Raw genomic sequence first — 20071 nt, 5'->3', positions numbered from 1 at the left:
CTAAATGGTAATTTATAAAATTAAATATACCCTAAACAGGAAAATAATGGTTTTATATTTACCTTATGCAAACGATTGTTATATGAGACTTACTTTACTGGAATAATTTGACAACTATAATTTAACTGCTCAAATATAGTCTTAGTAAATTTACAAAATACATGTTGATGGTCAGTATTTGACATTTGTCAAAATGAAAAGATGATATATGAGAAAGTGATGAGATTATCATGATGATCAGTCCGTAAAAATCGGAGATCTGCATGAATATTCATCCTGATCCAGCCCGTGTTTCTGGCTTTTTTTGATTGATCCGAAAACTCAAGTAAACAAAAAAACCTTCCATTGCTGAAAGGTTTCCTGTTTCGATTTTTTTGAAGTACTCGGGGCGGGAATCGAACCCGCACGCCTTTGAAAGCACAGGATTTTAAGTCCTGCGTGTCTACCAGTTCCACCACCCGAGCATTAGTCTATCCGGATCCCCGGTAAGATTAATGTTTTAAAATAAATGCCTCCTGGTAAGAAGGCATCTAGAGCGAAAGACGAGATTCGAACTCGCGACCCCGACCTTGGCAAGGTCGTGCTCTACCAACTGAGCTACTTTCGCATGAAACAAAACTGATATGCCGTTTCGTTTTGGTGATGCAAATATAGACAGATTTATATTTCTGTCAAGGGATTTTTTATTAAAAATTTAATATTTAATTTAAATTGCTGTCTTTCAGTACAAGTAAAATTAAATCATTTTCAAATCCGCGCCCCTGAAGGTAGGTCATCAGCTTCATTTTTCTTTTTAAAGGGTGCGATTCGGTTAAGGTATCTGCTTTTCTGATCGCCAGATTTTCTAAAGTCTGCAGGTAATCCTCCTCATCCAAACTATACAGTGCCTTTTGCATGATCTTATCCGGAACGCCTTTCAGTTTTAAACCCTGTTTAATTTTAAGGCGCCCCCATTTTTTAATGTTAAATTTCCCCGAAGCATACGATTTTGCAAATCTTTCTTCATTCAAAAAATTGTTGACAATCAGTTCTGATAAAATCTCTTCCAGCTCATCCCCACGCATACCCCATTCAACAAGTTTATAACGGACTTCCTTTTGAGAACGTTCCTGGTAAACACAAAAACTTTCTGCTTTGGCCAATGCCTGTTTTTTATCTAATATTGCTGTCTCTTGTTTGCCGCTTTTCATAATTAATTGATGAAATTCGCAAAAAATAATGGCGATTAACGTATTTTTTGAATAATATGATGCATAACCCGATATATACCATTTCCAGAATTGCAGAAATTCTTGGTGCTGAAGCCCGTTTAGGTAATGAAGAACTTAGCATTCAGTACCTGGTGGTGGATAGCCGTTCGGTGATGGTTCCGGAAAATTCCTTGTTTTTTGCTTTATCCGCACACCGGAACGGGCATGAGTTTATTAAAGATGCTTACCAGAAACAGGTCAGGAATTTTGTGGTAACCGAACAGGGGTATATTGCATCATATCCTGATTGTAACTTCATCTTGGTAGAAAATGCTTTGGCTGCACTGCAGTTACTGGCTGTAGCACACCGTCAGCATTTCCATTTAAAAACCATAGGCATCACCGGAAGCAATGGAAAAACAATCGTAAAAGAATGGTTGTATCAGCTTTTGGCTGTTGATTTTAATATCATCCGGAGTCCGAAGAGTTATAATTCGCAAATTGGGGTGCCACTATCTATCTGGCAAATCAATGCCGGCCACCAGTTGGGTATTTTCGAAGCAGGCATCTCTGCTGTGGGTGAAATGGAAACCCTGGCCAAAATTATTCAGCCACAAATCGGGATTTTAACCAATATTGGTGAAGCACATGCGGAAGGCTTTGCTTCAAGAAAAGAAAAGCTGACCGAAAAACTCAAGCTTTTTACAGCATGCGAACTACTGATTTACTCACCGGATGACGTCGCTGAAATTGATTTGCCGGTATTGCCGGGGCAGAAGAGGTTTAGCTGGAGTGGCATACAAGGTGCTGATCTTCGTATTATCGAGGTAGAACATGGTATATCAGGCAGCCACTTACGGGCAATCTACCAGAATCAGGAAATCAGCTGCAGCTTGCCATTTAAAGATCAGGCATCAATAGAAGATGGCATTATTTGCTGGGCCACTTTACTGGCCATGGGCTATTTACCTGAACAAGCCGGTTCACGATTGGAAAAACTGACGCCGGTAAGCATGCGACTGGAACTGAAAAATGGCATTAACCAGTGTTCCATAATCGATGATTCTTACAGTGCTGATATTTCATCACTGGTTATCGCACTTGATTTCCTGAACCAGCAAAATCAGCACACTAAAAAAACAGTGATCCTTTCCGAGATATTTGAAACCGGTAAAGAAGATTTGGTTTTATACACTGAAATAGCCGGTTTACTGCAACAGAAAAGGATTAACCGCTTCATTGGAATTGGAAAACAGATGGCCGGATATGCGGAACTTTTTCAGTGCGAAACCCACTTTTTTGATGATACCAATGCTTTTTTACAGGCATTTCCCGGCTTACAGTTTAACCACGAAACGATTTTGGTAAAGGGTGCCCGGCGTTTCGAATTTGGCAGGATCAGTAAGATCCTGACGCAGAAAATACATGATACAGTATTGGAGATAGATCTGAATGCCATGGTGGCGAACCTCCAGTTCTATCGTGCTAAACTTACGCCTGGCGTAAAAATAATGGCTATGGTGAAAGCTTTTTCATACGGAAGCGGAAGTTTTGAAATTGCCAATCTCTTGCAGTTTCACAAAGTAGATTATCTGGCGGTGGCTTATGCCGATGAAGGAATTGCCTTAAGGAAAGCGGGCATCACCCTGCCCATCATGGTGATGAGCCCGGAAGAATCTGCTTTTGAAGCCATTATCAAACACCATTTAGAACCCGAAATTTATAGCCTTGGCGTGCTGAATAGTTTTTTAAATGCGCTTCCTGAAGATATTCTGCATTATCCGGTTCACTTAAAAATTGATAGCGGGATGCACCGTTTAGGCTTTGACGAAACAGAAATTGATGATCTGGTGAAGTTGCTTAAAGATAACCTGCTGATTAGGGTGCAAAGTATTTTTTCTCACCTGGTGGCCAGCGGGGAAGCAGCGCATGATGATTTTACCCGTCAGCAAATAAATATCTTTGATCTGGCCGCAAAAAAACTGATCCGTGTTTTAGGTTATCAGCCGCTATTGCACATCGCTAATACTTCAGGCATCAGCAGGTGGCCCGACAGCCAGCTGGACATGGTTCGCTTAGGAATCGGCCTTTATGGATTTGATGCCGGTTTGCAGCAGAATCAGGGCCTGCAAACGGTAATGGTTTTAAAAACGACCATCACCCAGGTCAAAAACATTGCACCCGGCGAAAGTGTGGGCTACAGCAGGAAAGGCTGGATGCCCAATGGCGGTAAAATAGCAACGGTAAAAATTGGTTATGCAGATGGCTATAGCCGTGCATTTGGAAATGGCGTAGGGAAGATGTTAGTCAATGGACAATTGGTGCCCACTATTGGCTCCGTTTGTATGGACATGACCATGCTGGATATCACAGGTTTAGAAGTAAAAGCCGGAGATGAGGCCATTGTTTTTAATCAGGAACATACCATTATGCAACTGGCAAATGATACAGGTACCATTCCATACGAGATTTTAACCAATATTTCTCAGCGGGTTAAACGGGTTTATTTTTATGAATAAATCGGTTCATTTGTCATTGGTTCAATAGTCATTAGTCTGGATGCAGATAACATGGTTCATTTGTCATTGGTTCAATAGTCATTAGTTTGGATGCAGGTAACCTGGTTCATTTGTCATTAGTTTGGATGCAGATTATAAGCCATGCTAACCAATGAACCAATGACTATTGAACTAATAAACCATTCACTACCGACTATTGAACATTTTTAAATAAATTTGCAGCATGAACAAAATCGGGAAAGCTATTTTAAACTATTTGATCAAAGGTTTATTAATTGTGGTACCCATCGCTGTGAGTATCTTTATTGTAGTCTGGGCGGTTACCACTGTAGATAGCTGGCTGAATGTCAATAATATACTTGGGGTTAATCCGCAGACGGGTGAAAGCAGGAACATCCCCGGTTTAGGCTTGTTAACTGTTTTAACCATTATTCTACTGGCAGGTATTTTTGTAACTAATCTCGTTACCGAGCCGATGTACAATTGGTTCCAGAGGATGATGCAGCGCTTGCCTTTACTTAATTTCATCTACTCTTCTATTAAAGATTTAACTGAAGCGTTTGTGGGTGATGAAAAGAAATTTAATCACCCGGTATTGGTGGAGGTAGAAGGTGGATTGAAAAAGATTGGTTTCCTTACACAGAACGATCTGCATAAACTGAATTTACCTGACGATGTTGCGGTTTATTTTCCTTTGTCGTACTCTTTTGCAGGTCAGCTTTGTATTGTGAAAAGAGAAAAAGTGAAAGATCTGGATATGAGTGCTGCCGATGCGATGAAACTAGTGGTAAGTGGTGGTGTGAGCGGACTCTGAGTATTTAAAAGCGGGACCTACAGGTGGTTGAATGAAGAAATTAAACGCTCAATTAATTGCCATGTTGAATGTCATAACCCATTAAAAACTGAACCATTTGGTCTTAATCATTTAAATTAAAAAAGCATTTAAAAAATGTTCCGTGCGAAGGATAGGAAAACCATCAGCAATATAAAAGCATAAAGTATCCTGATATAATATTCCCGGATGAATAATCCCGCCACCATTACTAAATCATCTTCCGTATTGCTGTGGATTAAGCCACTGCCCGAAGCTGAATTGTAAATAATCTGCTTATTTTTATGATCATTCACTGACCATCTGCTGAACCAGCTGTTCTGAAAACTCCAGTCAAATTCATCACCGCTGGTACAAAATATTCTGGCCTTAAACCCCAGCCAGTCATAGCGGATGACCGCCAGAACTTCATTTTTGTTATTGAGGATTTTCGACTCCGGAGTGGAGTACCCTTCACTTTTTAAAAGGTAAATTCCTGATTGTGTGGTGGCAATGGCAGAGTTTTTTAAAGAAAAGAAATTTAAAGAAAATTTTAATAACATATCTTCAAATACCTGGTAATTACTATCAAGTAAGCCTTTTCTCCAATTCAGTATTTTCTCCATCACAACAAGGTTTTGCTTTAAGACTGCCGAATAAACGAATCGTTACAGAAAAAGTTTGTAAATAAAAAAGTGCCTGTAAAACAAGCACCTTTTTGATAATGATTTGAATTTTCAAGGATTGAAGAGAATATACTTCAACATCCAAACCTGAAAAACCTCAAATTCTTTTAATCCTGTTCTTTATCTGTTCTAGAAATTAGGTTTCAGTACATATTTATCATAGAACCTGAAAATGTGCTCTGCGGCTTCTTCGGCCGTATCTACCAACCTGAACAGGTTCAGATCTTCCTCATGGATATTATGTTCTTTTTGTAGCATGGTACCTTTAATCCAGTCGATTAAACCGCTCCAGTAATCCTTGCCCAATAATACAATCGGGAAACGTGCAATTTTACCTGTTTGGATCAATGTTAAAGCTTCAAAAAGCTCATCCATGGTACCAAAACCACCCGGTAAAACCACAAAACCCTGGCTGTATTTCATAAACATTACCTTGCGGACAAAGAAATAATCAAATTCCAGTAATTTGTTATGGTCAATATATTTATTGTGAAACTGTTCAAAAGGCAGTTCGATATTAAGCCCTACCGATTTACCGCCATTGGTATGTGCACCTTTATTTCCGGCTTCCATGATACCCGGGCCACCGCCTGTAATCACGCCATAACCACGATCAGTTAAAAGTTTACCGCATTGTTCTGCCAGTTGATAATACCTGTTGGTTTCTGCCGTCCGGGCTGACCCATAGATGGTTACGCAGGGACCGATTTTAGCCAGTTTTTCGAAGCCATCTACAAACTCCGCCATTATTTTAAAAATTTGCCAGGAATCCGTTACTTTAATTTCCTGCCAGTCCTTATTTTCAAAGGCACTTCTTATTTTTTCTTCACTCGTCATATTTACGCTATTCTAATATTAAAATTCTGTTTGCGCATCAGTCTTTTTGCTGATGAAAAGCAAACCTATAAAGGTGATTAAACCATTAATTAAAATCAGTTCAACACTGAAAACGTAACCACCCATTAAACGGGTTGAATACGTGGAAAGCAAGTAACATAAAAAAGGCGATAATATGCAAACTATTGGCACTAATTTGTCGTACAAACCACGTTTTTTTACAAATAGTCCAAAACTGTACAAGCCTAAAAGTGGTCCGTAGGTATAAGAGGCAATGGTAAATATTAAGCTGACTACGGATGAGCTGTTGAGTGCATTGATGACGATGATCACTAAAAACATTAAAATAGAAAATGCGATGTGGACGGTATGGCGCTTTTTTACCGCATCTTTCGCATTTACATTTTCAGCTTTGGCCATGCCCAGGAAATCTACACAAAAAGAAGTGGTTAGTGCGGTTAAGGCAGAATCTGTGGTGGCAAATGTTGCTGCCGTTAGGCCCAGCATAAAGATAATGGCAGGTATTGCACCTAAATGATTTAAGGCAATTTCTGGAAATAACAAATCGGTTCTAGCCTTTCCGGTGAGGTGATCCAAAGGAATTTCAATGCCATTTTTTGCGGCGAAAATATACAGCAATGCCCCAACGCTCAGGAAGAAGACATTTAAGATGACAAATACTCCTGTAAAAGTGAACATGTTTTTTTGCGCCTCTTTAATCGTACCCATACTTAGGTTTTTCTGCATCAGATCCTGGTCTAAACCCGTCATCGCAATGGTCACGAAAATACCGCCGATAAACTGTTTGCTGAAATAGAACTTATTCGTCAGGAAATCATCCAGAAAGAAAATCTTTGAATAGCTGCTGCTTTTGATGGTTTCAAAAGCCTGTGGAATATTAAAATTTAAGCTGCTGCAAATAAAATAGATGGTGAGGAAAACGGATAGCACCAGGAAAAACGTTTGAAGCGTATCAGTAATGATAATGGTTTTTAAACCGCCTTTAAAGGTGTACGACCAGATCAGGGCTAAGGAAATCAGCACTGTTAACCAGAAAGGGATGCCGTAATTATCAAAAATAAAGCGTTGCAGTACAATCACCACTAAATATAACCTGGTGGCCGAACCCAGTGTTCTGCTCAGCAAAAATATGGAGGCTGCAGTTTTATAACTGTAATGCCCCAATCGCTGTTCAATATAGCTGTAAATGGAGGTCAGTTTCATCCGGTAATACAGCGGGAGCAATACGGTGCAAATAATGAGGAAACCAACGGCATTACCTAAAACGAATTGAAAATACTGAAACTGATTCCCGGCCGGTGCACCCACTTCACCCGGAACCGAAATAAACGTTACCCCCGAAAGTGCAGTGCCAATCATGCCAAATGCCACTAAATACCACTTTGAATTTCTGTTGGCTACAAAAAAAGAGTTGTTATCAGACGAATCTTTAGCGGTTACGAATGAAATAATAATCAGCAATAAAAAATAACCGATTAGGAAACATAAAAGTATGGTTGGCGACATGGTTTTGTTTTAAGCTGATAAATGTAAGAAATTACGATTTAAAGTCAATGGCTTAAAGAATTGTTAAATTGCTCCATTGTTAAAACTTAACTTCAACAATGGTCTTGCTATAGAAGGACAACAATGAAGCCATACAGCAATTTATCAATATAACAATCAAACAATTTTCCGTATCAAACTTTTAGCATATTTTTGTACATGAATTTTTCATCCAAACTGCTGGAAGATGCAGTAAACGAATTCTCTAAATTACCTGGTGTAGGACAAAAAACGGCATTGCGTTTAGTGTTACATCTTTTAAATAAAGAACAGGGGGAAGTGAATCAGTTTGGCAATACTTTTATAAAGCTAAAGCAACACATCAAACATTGTACAATTTGCCGCAATATTTCAGATTATACGGTGTGCGAAATCTGTACTTCGGCCAAACGTGATAAGGAAACGATTTGCGTGGTCGAAGATACTCGGGATGTCATGGCGATCGAAAATACAGGTCAGTATTTTGGGGTTTATCATGTTTTGGGTGGCCTAATTTCACCAATGGATGGAATTGGTCCGACAGACTTATTTATTGATGGATTGGTTTCCAGGGTATCTGCCGGGGGGATCAAAGAAATTATTCTGGCCCTGAGCCCAAATATGGAGGGTGATACCACATTGTTTTACCTGTACAAGCGCTTAAAAGACTTTAATGTTCCGGTAAGCACCATTGCCCGCGGAATTGCCTTTGGTGGCGAACTGGAATATACAGATGAAATTACCCTCGGCCGCTCGATCATTACCCGGGTACCTTATGAAACAGCGATGATGAAATAGTTGGGAGTTTGGAGTCTGGAGTTTGGAGTTGGAAATTGGGAGTCGAGAGTCTGGAGTCGTCAGTCAGGAATAAATAATAAAATAGAAATGAATATTTGCCAAGTCTTGATACTCGCTACTTAATACTTGCTACTCAATACTACTTAAAAAAAAATGAACCTCAAAAATAAAGTCATCATCATTACCGGGGCATCCAGCGGAATCGGAAAAGCCTGTGCCGAAGAATTTGCCAAACGTGGTGCTAATTTAGTTTTAGCTGCCCGCCAGTATGTAACCCTTTGCGAAATTACGGCCGATTTAGAAAAGAAATATAACATCAGGGCAGTGGCTGTTCAGGCAGACGTAAGTAAGGAGGCCGATTGTGAGCTGATCATCAAACAAACATTGGTTTCTTTTCAAAGGATTGATATCCTGGTGAACAATGCCGGTTTATCCATGCGTGCATTGTTTAATGATCTCGATTTATCTGTACTTAAAAACCTGATGGATGTAAACTTCTGGGGAACTGTTTACTGCACCAAATATGCCCTACCCGAAATCCTGAAAACCAAAGGTACGGTAGTGGGAATTTCATCTATTGCCGGTTACCGGGGTTTGCCGGGAAGAACTGGCTATTCCGCTTCAAAATTTGCAATGAATGGTTTTATGGAGTCGCTGCGGACCGAACTTTTAAAAACCGGTGTCAATGTTTTAGTGGCTTGTCCGGGGTTCACCGCTTCCAATATTCGCGTTAAAGCACTATCAAAAGATGGTGCGGCTCATGGTGAAACCAGTATGGATGAGGGAAAAATGATGACATCTGAAGAAGTTGCTGGTATTATTGCCGATGGAATCGAGAAACGCAAACGGACTTTAGTGATGACAGGCCAGGGAAAACTGGCTGTTTGGATGAATAAGTTATTTCCTGCTTTTGTAGATAAAAAGGTTTTCGATTTATTTGCTAAAGAGAAAAATCCGCTGATTAAGGCTTAGCGCTAAAGGCCGATTGCTTAAAGGTCAAAGCAAAAGTTTAATGCCAGTTTTTCAATCTTCAAAGTGATACTTGCTGCCTAATACCCGATAGTTACTAATCAGATCTCATAACCTAATTCCTTCATATGCTTAAAAAACTATTTCTAACAATTCTCTTGTTTCAAACCATAACAGCATTGGCTCAGGTAAAGACGGCGAAGGATATCAATTATGCCCATAACGCTAAAGCAGAAAATACACTTAATATTTTTTACAATGCCGATCAGATTGAAAACAAACCTGTTCTGATTTTCATACATGGAGGATCCTGGAGCAGTGGCAAGAAAGAAACGTATTGGTGGTTAGGGAGAAATTTTGCACGGAAAGGTGTAGTTGCTGTCATTATCAATTATCCGCTCGCGCCTGATGCACAATATGAAAAAATGGCTGATGATTGCGCATTGGCCGTAAAATGGGTTAAGGAAAATAGCGCTGTTTATAAAGGCAGTTCAGATAAGATCTTTATAATGGGGCATTCAGCAGGTGGGCATTTGGCAGAACTTATCAACGCTGATCCGAGATATTTTAACCATGCCGGAATCAAAAATCCAATCAAAGGCGTAATCTTAAATGATCCCTTCGGACTGGATCTGTATGAATACCTGACTACAGCCAAAAAGGACAGTTTTTACTTCGATTTTATCAGAACCTTCACCAGTCAGCCAGCGGTATGGAAAGCAGCATCACCATTAAATTATGTTGATCATATTAAAAATCCGCATCTGCTGTTGTATGGTGGCAAAACTTACGAAGCGATCAAATTACAAACTCCCAGGTTATATCAAGAATTAAAGGCACACCATATTCCTGTAGAAATTAAGGAGATCGAAGGGAAAAGTCATGTGCCTATGATTAGCCAGATGATATTAGGGGGGAATGATCTGTATGAAGAAATTTTAACATTTATTCATCAGTTTGATTAAACTATTGTTCATTTAGCATTACTAACTTTATTTCATATCAGACAGAAAGTTAGTAACGCTGATTATACCTTTTCAATTTTATCAAACAAGCTATAATCCATCACGGTTTTGCCCTGTTCATTGTGATAATGCATGATCTTAAACTTTGCATCAAACTCGATGTCATCATCCTGATAGCTGGTTCTGGTATGAATGGTTTGCGCAAAAGTATCATCAAAGGCTCTCAAAATCACAAAAATCTCTACTTCCGCTGCCTTTAATTCATCTAGTGTTTTTCCGAAAATAGGACTTTCTTCATTAATGGGATGAACCAGGGTCCAGTTTAAGGATAGTACGCTGATTGTATTGCGTTCCAAATCCAAAGGATAAAAACTTCTTTTTAATTTTCCATCTACCTTTTCGTTGAAGGTGATAATCATCTGCACTTCAATATCAATAAGTGCGTTTCTTCTTAAATTAACGAGCCTGCACATCAAGCCTTTTTGATTCTGATAGGGGCCAATAACCATTTTTTTACTGAAAGACACTTTTGACGTAGGGCGACTGAAACGACCATATAATAATCCGGTAGCTAAGGCAAAGGCCAGTAAACCAAGCATACTCTCAAAGGCCGCGAGCACACTGGTAATAAATCCCTGTGGTGAAATATGTCCGTAACCTACTGTTGAAATGGTTTGTGCGGAGAAAAAGAAAGCATCAAAAAACTGATCTCTTAAAGTAATGCCTTTTGCACCGTCTAAATTTTCAATTCCAATTACATTATAGGCAACTGCGAAAAGTGTGTTTACAATCAGGTAGGCGATCAGGATCACAAGAAAAAACCGGGGCCAGCTCATGGTAACCAGTCGGGTATACGTATCATCGAACTTGAACCAGGGCAGACCGGTCCGCTCAATATTTGGTGTTCCATCCGTATTTAATACCCGCTGGTTTTTGATCACGGGCGCAGAGCCGAAACCCAGATCATCATTAAACTGTACTCTTCTCTTAAAAAAAGACATATATTTTTAGAAAGATTTTGGAATTACAAAAAAGTATATCAATATTTGTTCTATACAAACATGATCATTAAAAACTTAAATAACAATTGGTGGTGGCATAACGAAATTCGTTAGGCAAATTCTATTGTTATATATTTTAAATTATTTTATAAACGATAAAAAGGATTGCCCAAAAAGCAATCCTTTTTTTATGGGCTATCGTCAAAAGAAGCAAATCAACATGAAAAGAATATTAAACCATTTGTTTGAAAATAAAAGCTTCAGCAGGGAAGAGGCTAAGCATATCCTCATTTCTATTTCACAGGGAGAATTTAATTCTTCGCAGATTGCCGCTTTTATTACAGCCTACGCCATGCGCAACATTACGGTTGATGAGTTACAGGGTTTCCGTGATGCCATGTTGGATCTGGGCATTAAAGCCAATTTTTCAGACTATGAACTGATTGATCTTTGCGGAACAGGTGGCGATGGAAAGGATACCTTTAATATTTCTACCTTGTCATCATTTGTCGTGGCCGGTGCAGGGCATCAGGTAGCCAAACACGGTAATTATGGCGTGTCATCTGGTTGTGGCTCTTCAAATGTGATGGAATATCTGGGTTATTCATTCACCAATAACCAGGATGCTCTAAAGCGTAGCCTGGATACCGCCGGCATTTGTTTTTTACATGCACCTTTATTTAATCCGGCCATGAAGATTGTGGCCCCCATCCGTAAAGATTTAGGTGTTAAAACCTTTTTCAATATGCTGGGGCCGATGGTAAACCCCTCGCAGCCTAAATACCAGATGGTGGGTGTTTTCAGTCTGGAACTGGCTCGTTTATATAATTATCTTTACCAGGACACCACTAAAAGCTATACCATTGTTCATGCGCTGGAAGGTTATGACGAAATTTCATTAACCTGCGATGTGAAAACCTTTAACAATAAGGGAGAGGGTATTTTAACCCTGAATGACATGGGATTTGAAAAGGTTTCCGTGAATGATATTAAAGGTGGAGATACCGTAGAATCTTCTGCAAAAATTTTCATGGATGTTTTAAATGGTGAGGCTACTGATGTTCAAAACAATGTGGTGCTTTGCAATGCTGCATTGGCCATTAAAACCATCAAGCCTGCTGTAAGTTTCGCAGATTGTTTCTATGAAGCGGAGGAATCTTTAGTCAGTAAAAAGGCGCTGGAAAGCTTTAAAAAATTAGTTGCCTGATGAAAGGATTAAAATTAAAGGTTTGCGGAATGAAGTTCGCGGCAAATGTTGCTGCGGTTGCCAGCTTGCAGCCTGATTATTTAGGCTTTATTTTTTACGATAAATCACCAAGGTTGATCAGTGATGTTTCGGCAGAGCTGATTAAATATATTCCATCAGAAATTAGAACAGTTGGCGTGTTTGTTGATGAAGATTTGGAAGTGGTGCAGAAAAAAGTAAATCTATACCAGTTAAAAGCTGTTCAGTTACATGGAGGCGAGTCGCCACAATACTGTGCCGCACTAAAAAATAACTTGAACAGTCTGGAAGTGATTAAGGCTTTTGGTGTGGATGAAGATTTTGACTTTTCGATATTGAATGCTTACGCAGCTGTGGTCGATTACTTTTTGTTCGATACCAAAACAAAAGCGCATGGTGGCTCAGGAAAAACATTCGATTGGAAGATTTTGGATGGTTATCCATTAGATAAGCCTTACTTTTTAAGTGGCGGAATTGATTTGGAACATGCAGCAGCAATAAATGCAATGGAAGATTCGAGATTGTATGCGCTGGATATCAACAGCAGGTTTGAAGTTGAACCTGGTGTTAAAGATGCAGAGAAGATTAAAGAATTTATTAAAGAAATGGAAAAATAGAATATCATGCTGTGGTCTGGCTAGCAACAGATCGTCATTTCGAGCGCAGCCGGGAAATCTGCATGTAAATATAGATCTCTCCATTCTGTTGCACTCCATCCGATAGCTATCGGATCAAGATGACGACTTATCTCTGGCAGCTATCAATGTGACAAACGAGTTGATAAAATATTATGAAATACAAAGTAAACGAAAAAGGATATTACGGAGATTTTGGTGGGGCCTACATTCCTGAAATGCTTTATCCGAACGTAGAAGAATTGCGTCAGAATTATTTAAGGATTATTGATGATGCCGGTTTTCAAAAGGAGTTTCATCAGTTAATGAAAGATTATGTGGGTCGCCCTTCGCCGTTGTATTTAGCGAATAGGTTATCTGAAAGATACGGGGCCAACATTTTCCTGAAGAGAGAAGACTTAAACCATACCGGGGCACATAAAATTAATAATACCATCGGACAGATTCTCCTGGCTGAAAAGCTAGGTAAGAAAAGAATTATTGCCGAGACAGGTGCTGGTCAGCACGGTGTGGCCACCGCTACGGTTTGCGCTTTGCGTAACCTGGAGTGCGTCATTTACATGGGCGAAGTGGATATCGAGCGCCAGGCACCAAACGTGGCCCGCATGAAGATGTTAGGCGCAAAGGTGGTGCCTGCAAGTTCAGGAAGTAAAACCTTAAAGGATGCCACTAACGAGGCGATGCGCGACTGGATTAACAACCCGGTTGATACGCATTACATCATCGGTTCGGTCGTTGGCCCGCATCCTTATCCCGATATGGTGGCCATTTTCCAATCTATTATTTCGGAAGAGGCGAAAAAACAACTGATGGCACAAACCGGTAGTGATCAGCCGGATTACGTGCTGGCTTGTGTAGGCGGTGGAAGTAATGCCATGGGCATGTTCTACCATTTTATGGATGATGAAAATGTAAAACTGATCGCTGTTGAAGCAGCCGGAAAAGGCGTGTCGAGCGGATTTTCTGCGGCGACCACTTATTTAGGTAAAGAAGGAGTATTGCACGGCAGCCGAAGTATTTTAATGCAAACGCCAGACGGACAGGTGGTAGAACCACATTCGGTTTCTGCAGGTTTGGATTATCCGGGTATTGGTCCGCAACATGCGCATTTGTTTAAAACCGGTAGGGGGAAATATGTTTCGATAACGGATGAAGAGAGTTTAGATGCAGGTTTATTACTCACCCAGTTAGAGGGCATTATTCCGGCAATCGAAAGTGCACATGCCTTGGCCTACTTAGAGAAAATGGAATTCAAAGGCGGCGAAAATGTAGTGGTTTGCTTATCGGGCAGAGGCGATAAGGACTTAGATACTTATATTAAATATTTCAAATTATAGATGTGAGATAATAGACTTGAGATATCAGACTTCCTGTCTGGTTCTCATATCTCATATCTCACATCTCACATCTCGGAAAATGAACAGAATCAAACAACTCTTCGCATCGAAGAAAAATATATTATCGATTTATTACACGGCCGGTTACCCAAATACCGGCGATACGATACAAATTGCGGAAGCCTTAGAAAAATCAGGAGCTGATATGCTGGAAATTGGTTTTCCCTATTCAGACCCGGTGGCTGACGGACCTGTAATCCAGGCGAGTAGTAAGAAATCTTTAGATCAGGGCATGAATTTAAAGCTGCTTTTTGAACAGTTGAAAGACCTGCGTAAAAGTGTGACCATTCCTGTTTTATTGATGGGCTATGTGAATCCGGTTTTGCAGTTCGGTGTGGAGAATTTCTGTAAAGCCTGTGCCGAAGTGGGGGTTGATGGTTGTATCGTTCCCGATCTGCCAATGGTGGAATACGAGGAGTTTTATAAAGAATGCTTTGAGGAACACAACTTAAGTAATGTGTTTTTGATTACGCCACAAACTGCTGAAGAACGCATCCATAAAATTGATGGCTTAACTAATGGCTTTATCTATTTGTTATCATCATCAGCTACTACAGGTAAAAACCTCGAGGTTGGCAATACCACCGAAGCTTATTTCAGCAGGATTAAAAACCTGAACTTGAAAAATCCAACGATGATCGGTTTCGGAATCAGCGATAAACAGACTTTCGATAAAGCCTGCTCGTATGCCAATGGTGCCATCATCGGAACGGCATTCGTTAAAGCAATTGAGAACGGGAATATTGAGGAAAGTGTAAGTGAGTTTATGAAGAAGTTTAAGAGTTAGTGTTTTTACCACAAATGTACGAAGACACCAGGATATCATTCACTTTGTGTCTTGGTGGTTAAAACTTTACTAGTTTCTTTTCACCATATTAGACATGTAAGAACATATTAGGTATGGAGTTTATGTTTACTTATATAGTTAAGATTTGTGTAGCAAATCCTGGGATAGATGCGTCGTCATTTCGACTGAAGCGCAGCGGAATGGAGAAATCTTTGCACTTTAATTGGAGGTTACTGTAGATCTCTCCGCTTCACTACGTTCCGGTCGAGATGACGATGTTTATTAATTAATTCTCATCCTGAGCGGAGTCGAAGGATATCCATTCCGTTTGCACTTAGGTAGAAATGGTATTTTTTTCCTAAATTAGTGCCATTAAAATCTCTTTATAAAATATAACTCAAACAGAATTCAATTCTGATATTCCCTTATCGTTCTGATCAAGGGATAAACTATTATTTTCTAAAATTTTATAAAGAACATCATGCAAGATTTAAAAATTGCTTTAATCGGTGCTACAGGTAAAGCTGGTACTTATATTTTAAAAGCGCTATTGGCGCAAAAATTCGGGGTCAAAGCCCTAGTCAGAAATCCAGAAAAACTTCAGATTCATCATGCTTCGCTGGAAATTGTAACCGGCGATGTTAAAGATGTGGAAAAGGTACATACCTTTATAAAAGGTTGCGATATCGTTGTCAGTGCCCTCGGTACGGGACAACCTGCAAGCGAAAAAACAATCTTTACGCAATCAACAAGTAATATCCTAACGGCGATGAAAGCCCTTGATCTGAAACGTTACATCGTCATTACGGGTATCAACGTAGATAGTCCTGCTGATGAAAAGGATGCCAAAACCCAATTTGGAACCCAATGGATGTACGATAACTATCCGGTTTCTACCGCAGACAGGCAGAAAGAATATGATCTGTTAATTGACAGTGATCTCGATTGGACTTTAATCCGTTTACCCTTAATCATTCAAACCGACGAACAAAGTGCTATAGGCACAAGTTTGGTTAATTGTGATGGCGAACAGATTAATGCAACTAATTTGGCTCGGTTTATTATTGAGCAGTTCGGAGAGAAGGCCTTTGTAAAACAGGCACCTTTTATATGGAATAGTTAGTTTTTTTACCACTAAGGCACGAAGTCACTAAGAAATTTGCTTTGTGTTCTTTGTGTCTTAGTGGTGAATCTTTTTCTTTTCTGAATTGTCATTGTTAGCAACGAAGCAATCTTACAACTATCGCGATTAGCGAGCGTATTAAGCTCTTTCAGCCCTTCACCCTGATCCGATAGCTATCCGATTTGTTTCAGGGGCTTAGCGGTTAAAACTTTACTAGTTTTTTTTACCATATAAGACATATCAGAACATATAGGGCATTGCGCTTAAATGTTCTTGTATCCCTTAATGGTGTCATATCACGGCATTAAACTTTGTGACTTAGTGGTTAGTTTTTTAGACTGCATCGTCATTAGGAGCAGGAAGGAGTGCCTGCCCCGACTTTTTTTGGGAAAGTAAATCTTTCATGCAAGCGATCCTGCTGGAGAGATTACTCTTGCCAGTCGGTCATCCTGAACTTGTTTCAGGGTCTTAGAAGTTAAAACTTTTATGATCGTTTTTTACCATATAAGACATGTCAGAACATATAGGGCATTACGCTTAAATGGAACTTATATGCCTTGTATGGTTTCAGTTTTTTTACCATATCACGGCATTAAACTTTGTGACATAGTGGTTAGTTTTTTAGACTGCATCGTCATTAGGAGGAGGAAGGAGCGCCTGCCCCGACTTTTTTTGGGAAAGTAAATCTTTCATGCAAGCGATCTTGCTGGAGAGATTACTCTTGCAGTCCGTCACCCTGAACGTATTTCAGGGTCTTAGAAGTAAAAACTTTTATTATCGTTTTTTACCATATAAAACATATCAGAACATATAGGGCATTACGCTTAAATGGAACTTATATGCCTTATATGGTTTCAGTTTTTTTTCATATCACGACATTAAACTTTGTGACTTAGTGGTTAGTTTTTTTAGGCTGCATCGTCATTACGAAGAGGAAGGAGCGCCTGCCCCGACTTTTGGGGAATTAATCTTTCATGCAAGCGATTCTACCGGAGAGATTGCTTTCCCGAAAGGTCGTGACAGGCGCTCGGCTGAAAAAGCCTTCCCGCAATGACGATTACCTCGAGTAAGCCTACTTATTTACCCAGTCCTCCAAAGTCATTTCAAATTTCACTTCACCATTGTTTACCACGCCCACCTTTTTCCAGCCTTGCCGGGCATAAAATTCTTCTGCGCGGGTATTTGGTGATGTACCCAGCCAAACCGGTTCATGGGTTTGATCGAAATACCAATCCATCATTAAGCGGTGCAGTGCTTTGCCAATGCCTTTACCTTCAAATTCTGGACGGAGAAACAAAGCCCAGATATTATGTGCTTTCAAATCTACAATAGAGAATCCAACCACTTCCTCATTTACTTCACAAACCCATCCTTTGCCGCGTTGTGTTATAAATTCTTCGCAATCTTTATCCGTAACCATGGCAGGATCAGACAAAATATTCTCTTTTACGGTATGTCTGACAATTTGGATCGCATGTATGTCAGTTGTTTTTGCCTCCCGGAAAATCATTTTTTATTCTTTTAAAAAATTGAAGTTGTTTGAAAATGCTGTCTAAAATGCACTAATCGTTGATTATCAGCGTAAAACTAATCAATAAAATGTTTATGACAAATGAATGATTGTCAATTGTGGAATTGGTTCTACATTTGCTTAACGGTGTTAGATTATTTACACCTAATATTCCGGTCATGGGAAGTAAAGAAAGAATTCTACGTTTAAAAGATGAAACCAGAACCAGTATTCTGGATGCAGCCTTGAACATTGTTCAAACGGAAGGCTGGCAGGCTTTGAGTATGCGTAAAATTGCCGACCAGATTGAATATACTGCACCGATCATTTACGAATATTTTTCGAACAAAGAGGGAATTTTGCTGGAACTGACCAGAAGAGGTTACCAGATCCTGGCGAAGGATGTTCGGGCGGCCCGCGACAAACATGAATCTGCTGAAGATAAAATGGAAGCCATGTGGGTGGCTTATTGGAATTTTGCTTTTGCCAACAAGGAATTTTATCAATTGATGTACGGGGTGGATATGGTTTGTTGCACCGTTAAAAATTCATTGGCTGAAGCCGAAACGGTTTCAAATATGTTAGGCGATGTGATTGAATCTTTATTCAAAAAGAAACCTGTTTCAGAGAATGATATTTGCATGAAATACTATACCTATTGGTCGATCATTCACGGATTGATCTCCATCAACCTGGTGCGCCCGAATGGCAGAACAACAGACGAACTTAACCAGCAAATTTTAAAAGATGCTATTAAAGGGATTACACTATCCATTAACAGCTAATTTTTTTTACATCCTAATTTAACACTGTTAGATTATTTATACGCTTTAAATCCACAATAAATTATATCATATGAATGCTATCCATTACTTGTTTATTTCACTTAACACTGTTAAACGGTTTAATCAGGTTAAGTCAATGTTAATTATCCTCTCGCTGTCTGTCCTTCTGATAAGCTGTAAATCATCACCAGAGCAATCAGCAGCAGCACCGCCGCCGCCAGCATTGCCGGTAAGCGCCATCAATGCCAGCACAGAAACGACGTATATTGAATATCCGGCATCTATTCAGGGTGCTGTTGATATTGATGTCCGTCCGCAGGTGAGCGGTTACTTGCAAAGTGTTCTGGTGAACGAAGGCGCTTATGTTTCTGCCGGACAAACACTCTTCAAAATCAATGAAAACCCATACCGCGAAGCTTTAAACAATGCCAAAGCAAGCTTACATGCTGCAGAGGCGGCTATTTTAAATGCCCAACTGGAAGTAGATAAGTTAACCCCGCTGGTTCAGAATAAAGTGGTTTCTGATTTTCAATTGAAAACGGCTAAAACCGCTTATAAAATCGCGCAGGCCAATGCAGAGCAGGCCAGGGCAAGCGTAGCTTCCGCACAGATTAATTTGGGTTATACCAATGTTAAGGCAACGGTAAGTGGTTATATCGGTCGCATTCCAAAGAAACAGGGAAGTCTGGTTTCGCCGACCGATCAGGTTGCTTTAACCCAGTTATCAGATATTCACGAAGTACATGTTTATTTCTCCCTGGCTGAAAACGACTTCAACAACTTTAATGCAAACTACCCGGGTAAAACCCCTGCCGACAGGATTAAACATTTACCGGCAGTAGAACTTTTATTGTCTGATAATTCAGCTTACCCGATTAAAGGTAAAATTGATATGATCGACGGTCAGTTTGATAAAAACACCGGAGCCATTACGCTCAGGGCAAGTTTTCCTAATGCCAGTGGCATCCTTCGCTCGGGTAATACCGGTAAAATCCGTTTGGGCTTACAACATGATGATGCCATCCTGGTTCCTCAGGCGTCGACGGTAGAAATGCAGGATAAAGTATTTGTATTTACCGTAGGCGATAGCAGTAAGGTGAAAAAACAAGCCATCACCATTGTGGGTAAAGCCGGTGAAAATTACCTGGTGAAAGACGGGGTAAAAGCTGGCGACCAGATCGTGTTGAGCGGGGTTGATAAATTGCAGGAGGGCATGGTGATCCATCCTCAAAAAGCAGCAGATAAAGTAGCCCTTGCAAAAACAAAAAATTAATCATTATTAAAGTTT

The 20071-nt window shown here is 39.9% G+C and carries 18 protein-coding genes and 2 tRNA genes; 12 read left to right on the top strand and 8 right to left on the bottom strand.

From position 1 onward, the window contains the following. Positions 1-380 precede the first annotated feature (380 nt). The 3 genes from OQX64_RS08815 to OQX64_RS08805 all read right to left on the bottom strand — a co-directional run bounded on the left by OQX64_RS08815 (position 381) and on the right by OQX64_RS08805 (position 1190). Positions 381-464: transfer RNA gene (locus tag OQX64_RS08815), tRNA-Leu, on the bottom strand. Between the two features lie 70 nt (positions 465-534). Further along, positions 535-607, bottom strand: a tRNA-Gly gene (locus OQX64_RS08810). A gap of 94 nt (positions 608-701) precedes the next feature. Continuing rightward, positions 702-1190, bottom strand: coding sequence for a regulatory protein RecX (locus OQX64_RS08805; RefSeq protein ID WP_088302848.1), 489 nt, complete (start codon positions 1188-1190; stop codon positions 702-704). A gap of 56 nt (positions 1191-1246) precedes the next feature. Here OQX64_RS08805 and OQX64_RS08800 point away from each other — a divergent pair, with 56 nt between their 5' ends. Both OQX64_RS08800 and OQX64_RS08795 read left to right on the top strand, forming a co-directional pair. Beyond that, the gene (locus OQX64_RS08800) at positions 1247-3709 is read left to right on the top strand and encodes a bifunctional UDP-N-acetylmuramoyl-tripeptide:D-alanyl-D-alanine ligase/alanine racemase (protein WP_322974944.1); all 2463 of its coding nucleotides are present in this window, start codon (positions 1247-1249) and stop codon (positions 3707-3709) included. Between the two features lie 223 nt (positions 3710-3932). Then, positions 3933-4523 (top strand): DUF502 domain-containing protein, encoded by a 591-nt coding sequence (locus OQX64_RS08795; protein WP_088302849.1) that lies wholly within the window; start codon positions 3933-3935, stop codon positions 4521-4523. A 128-nt stretch (positions 4524-4651) separates the two neighbouring features. On the opposite strand, the gene OQX64_RS08790 is transcribed toward OQX64_RS08795, so the two are convergent. The 3 genes from OQX64_RS08790 to OQX64_RS08780 all read right to left on the bottom strand — a co-directional run bounded on the left by OQX64_RS08790 (position 4652) and on the right by OQX64_RS08780 (position 7570). Next, the gene (locus OQX64_RS08790; RefSeq protein ID WP_088302850.1) at positions 4652-5146 is read right to left on the bottom strand and encodes a hypothetical protein; all 495 of its coding nucleotides are present in this window, start codon (positions 5144-5146) and stop codon (positions 4652-4654) included. A 189-nt stretch (positions 5147-5335) separates the two neighbouring features. Continuing rightward, the gene (locus OQX64_RS08785) at positions 5336-6043 is read right to left on the bottom strand and encodes a TIGR00730 family Rossman fold protein (protein ID WP_029289075.1); all 708 of its coding nucleotides are present in this window, start codon (positions 6041-6043) and stop codon (positions 5336-5338) included. A gap of 18 nt (positions 6044-6061) precedes the next feature. Next, positions 6062-7570: a sodium:solute symporter gene (locus tag OQX64_RS08780; RefSeq protein WP_265818486.1), complete on the bottom strand. Its 1509-nt coding sequence runs from the start codon at positions 7568-7570 to the stop codon at positions 6062-6064. Between the two features lie 198 nt (positions 7571-7768). Between OQX64_RS08780 and recR the strand changes: the two genes are divergently transcribed. From recR to OQX64_RS08765, 3 genes are all read left to right on the top strand, one after another. Then, positions 7769-8386: a recombination mediator RecR gene (gene recR, locus OQX64_RS08775; RefSeq protein ID WP_265818485.1), complete on the top strand. Its 618-nt coding sequence runs from the start codon at positions 7769-7771 to the stop codon at positions 8384-8386. A gap of 153 nt (positions 8387-8539) precedes the next feature. Continuing rightward, positions 8540-9358, top strand: coding sequence for an SDR family oxidoreductase (locus OQX64_RS08770; RefSeq protein WP_265818484.1), 819 nt, complete (start codon positions 8540-8542; stop codon positions 9356-9358). A gap of 125 nt (positions 9359-9483) precedes the next feature. Beyond that, on the top strand, positions 9484-10320 hold the full coding sequence (locus OQX64_RS08765) for an alpha/beta hydrolase (protein WP_265818483.1): 837 nt from the start codon (positions 9484-9486) through the stop codon (positions 10318-10320). A gap of 62 nt (positions 10321-10382) precedes the next feature. Here OQX64_RS08765 and OQX64_RS08760 read toward each other — a convergent pair whose 3' ends face one another. Further along, positions 10383-11321: an ion channel gene (locus OQX64_RS08760; RefSeq protein WP_265818482.1), complete on the bottom strand. Its 939-nt coding sequence runs from the start codon at positions 11319-11321 to the stop codon at positions 10383-10385. 220 nt (positions 11322-11541) lie between these two features. Between OQX64_RS08760 and trpD the strand changes: the two genes are divergently transcribed. From trpD to OQX64_RS08735, 5 genes are all read left to right on the top strand, one after another. Beyond that, the gene (gene trpD / locus OQX64_RS08755; RefSeq protein ID WP_088302868.1) at positions 11542-12528 is read left to right on the top strand and encodes an anthranilate phosphoribosyltransferase; all 987 of its coding nucleotides are present in this window, start codon (positions 11542-11544) and stop codon (positions 12526-12528) included. Beyond that, positions 12528-13163: a phosphoribosylanthranilate isomerase gene (locus OQX64_RS08750; protein WP_265818481.1), complete on the top strand. Its 636-nt coding sequence runs from the start codon at positions 12528-12530 to the stop codon at positions 13161-13163. Before trpD ends, OQX64_RS08750 begins: the two co-directional genes overlap by 1 nt. Before the next feature lie 173 nt (positions 13164-13336). Then, positions 13337-14518: a tryptophan synthase subunit beta gene (gene trpB / locus OQX64_RS08745; protein WP_265818480.1), complete on the top strand. Its 1182-nt coding sequence runs from the start codon at positions 13337-13339 to the stop codon at positions 14516-14518. A gap of 79 nt (positions 14519-14597) precedes the next feature. Then, entirely contained in the window at positions 14598-15365 is a 768-nt protein-coding gene (trpA, locus tag OQX64_RS08740; RefSeq protein ID WP_265818479.1) for a tryptophan synthase subunit alpha, read from the top strand. Positions 15366-15846: 481 nt separating this feature from the next. Continuing rightward, on the top strand, positions 15847-16488 hold the full coding sequence (locus OQX64_RS08735) for an NAD(P)-dependent oxidoreductase (protein WP_265818478.1): 642 nt from the start codon (positions 15847-15849) through the stop codon (positions 16486-16488). Between the two features lie 1072 nt (positions 16489-17560). On the opposite strand, the gene OQX64_RS08730 is transcribed toward OQX64_RS08735, so the two are convergent. Then, positions 17561-17998: a GNAT family N-acetyltransferase gene (locus OQX64_RS08730; protein WP_265818477.1), complete on the bottom strand. Its 438-nt coding sequence runs from the start codon at positions 17996-17998 to the stop codon at positions 17561-17563. 179 nt (positions 17999-18177) lie between these two features. Here OQX64_RS08730 and OQX64_RS08725 point away from each other — a divergent pair, with 179 nt between their 5' ends. Together OQX64_RS08725 and OQX64_RS08720 are read left to right on the top strand one after the other, a co-directional pair. Then, positions 18178-18783, top strand: a complete 606-nt coding sequence (locus OQX64_RS08725) for a TetR/AcrR family transcriptional regulator (RefSeq protein ID WP_088303346.1) — start codon at positions 18178-18180, stop codon at positions 18781-18783. 136 nt (positions 18784-18919) lie between these two features. Then, a complete protein-coding gene (locus OQX64_RS08720; RefSeq protein ID WP_253249109.1) occupies positions 18920-20056 on the top strand; it encodes an efflux RND transporter periplasmic adaptor subunit in 1137 nt (378 codons plus the stop codon). The last annotated feature ends 15 nt before the right edge of the window (positions 20057-20071 follow it).

Source organism: Pedobacter sp. GR22-10, from assembly GCF_026239715.1.
Classification (GTDB): domain Bacteria; phylum Bacteroidota; class Bacteroidia; order Sphingobacteriales; family Sphingobacteriaceae; genus Pedobacter.
The sequence above is the reverse complement of the archived record's forward strand: the minus strand, read 5'-3'. Positions and strand labels throughout refer to the sequence as shown.

Excerpts from the sequence above, each read along its gene's own strand:
- OQX64_RS08805 (WP_088302848.1), bottom strand. The coding sequence starts at position 1,190 with ATGAAAAGCGGCAAACAAGAGACAGCAATATTAGATAAAAAACAGGCA.
- OQX64_RS08800 (WP_322974944.1), top strand. The coding sequence starts at position 1,247 with ATGATGCATAACCCGATATATACCATTTCCAGAATTGCAGAAATTCTT.
- OQX64_RS08795 (WP_088302849.1), top strand. The coding sequence starts at position 3,933 with ATGAACAAAATCGGGAAAGCTATTTTAAACTATTTGATCAAAGGTTTA.
- OQX64_RS08790 (WP_088302850.1), bottom strand. The coding sequence starts at position 5,146 with ATGGAGAAAATACTGAATTGGAGAAAAGGCTTACTTGATAGTAATTAC.
- OQX64_RS08785 (WP_029289075.1), bottom strand. The coding sequence starts at position 6,043 with ATGACGAGTGAAGAAAAAATAAGAAGTGCCTTTGAAAATAAGGACTGG.
- OQX64_RS08780 (WP_265818486.1), bottom strand. The coding sequence starts at position 7,570 with ATGTCGCCAACCATACTTTTATGTTTCCTAATCGGTTATTTTTTATTG.
- recR (WP_265818485.1), top strand. The coding sequence starts at position 7,769 with ATGAATTTTTCATCCAAACTGCTGGAAGATGCAGTAAACGAATTCTCT.
- OQX64_RS08770 (WP_265818484.1), top strand. The coding sequence starts at position 8,540 with ATGAACCTCAAAAATAAAGTCATCATCATTACCGGGGCATCCAGCGGA.
- OQX64_RS08765 (WP_265818483.1), top strand. The coding sequence starts at position 9,484 with ATGCTTAAAAAACTATTTCTAACAATTCTCTTGTTTCAAACCATAACA.
- OQX64_RS08760 (WP_265818482.1), bottom strand. The coding sequence starts at position 11,321 with ATGTCTTTTTTTAAGAGAAGAGTACAGTTTAATGATGATCTGGGTTTC.
- trpD (WP_088302868.1), top strand. The coding sequence starts at position 11,542 with ATGAAAAGAATATTAAACCATTTGTTTGAAAATAAAAGCTTCAGCAGG.
- OQX64_RS08750 (WP_265818481.1), top strand. The coding sequence starts at position 12,528 with ATGAAAGGATTAAAATTAAAGGTTTGCGGAATGAAGTTCGCGGCAAAT.
- trpB (WP_265818480.1), top strand. The coding sequence starts at position 13,337 with ATGAAATACAAAGTAAACGAAAAAGGATATTACGGAGATTTTGGTGGG.
- trpA (WP_265818479.1), top strand. The coding sequence starts at position 14,598 with ATGAACAGAATCAAACAACTCTTCGCATCGAAGAAAAATATATTATCG.
- OQX64_RS08735 (WP_265818478.1), top strand. The coding sequence starts at position 15,847 with ATGCAAGATTTAAAAATTGCTTTAATCGGTGCTACAGGTAAAGCTGGT.
- OQX64_RS08730 (WP_265818477.1), bottom strand. The coding sequence starts at position 17,998 with ATGATTTTCCGGGAGGCAAAAACAACTGACATACATGCGATCCAAATT.
- OQX64_RS08725 (WP_088303346.1), top strand. The coding sequence starts at position 18,178 with ATGGGAAGTAAAGAAAGAATTCTACGTTTAAAAGATGAAACCAGAACC.
- OQX64_RS08720 (WP_253249109.1), top strand. The coding sequence starts at position 18,920 with ATGTTAATTATCCTCTCGCTGTCTGTCCTTCTGATAAGCTGTAAATCA.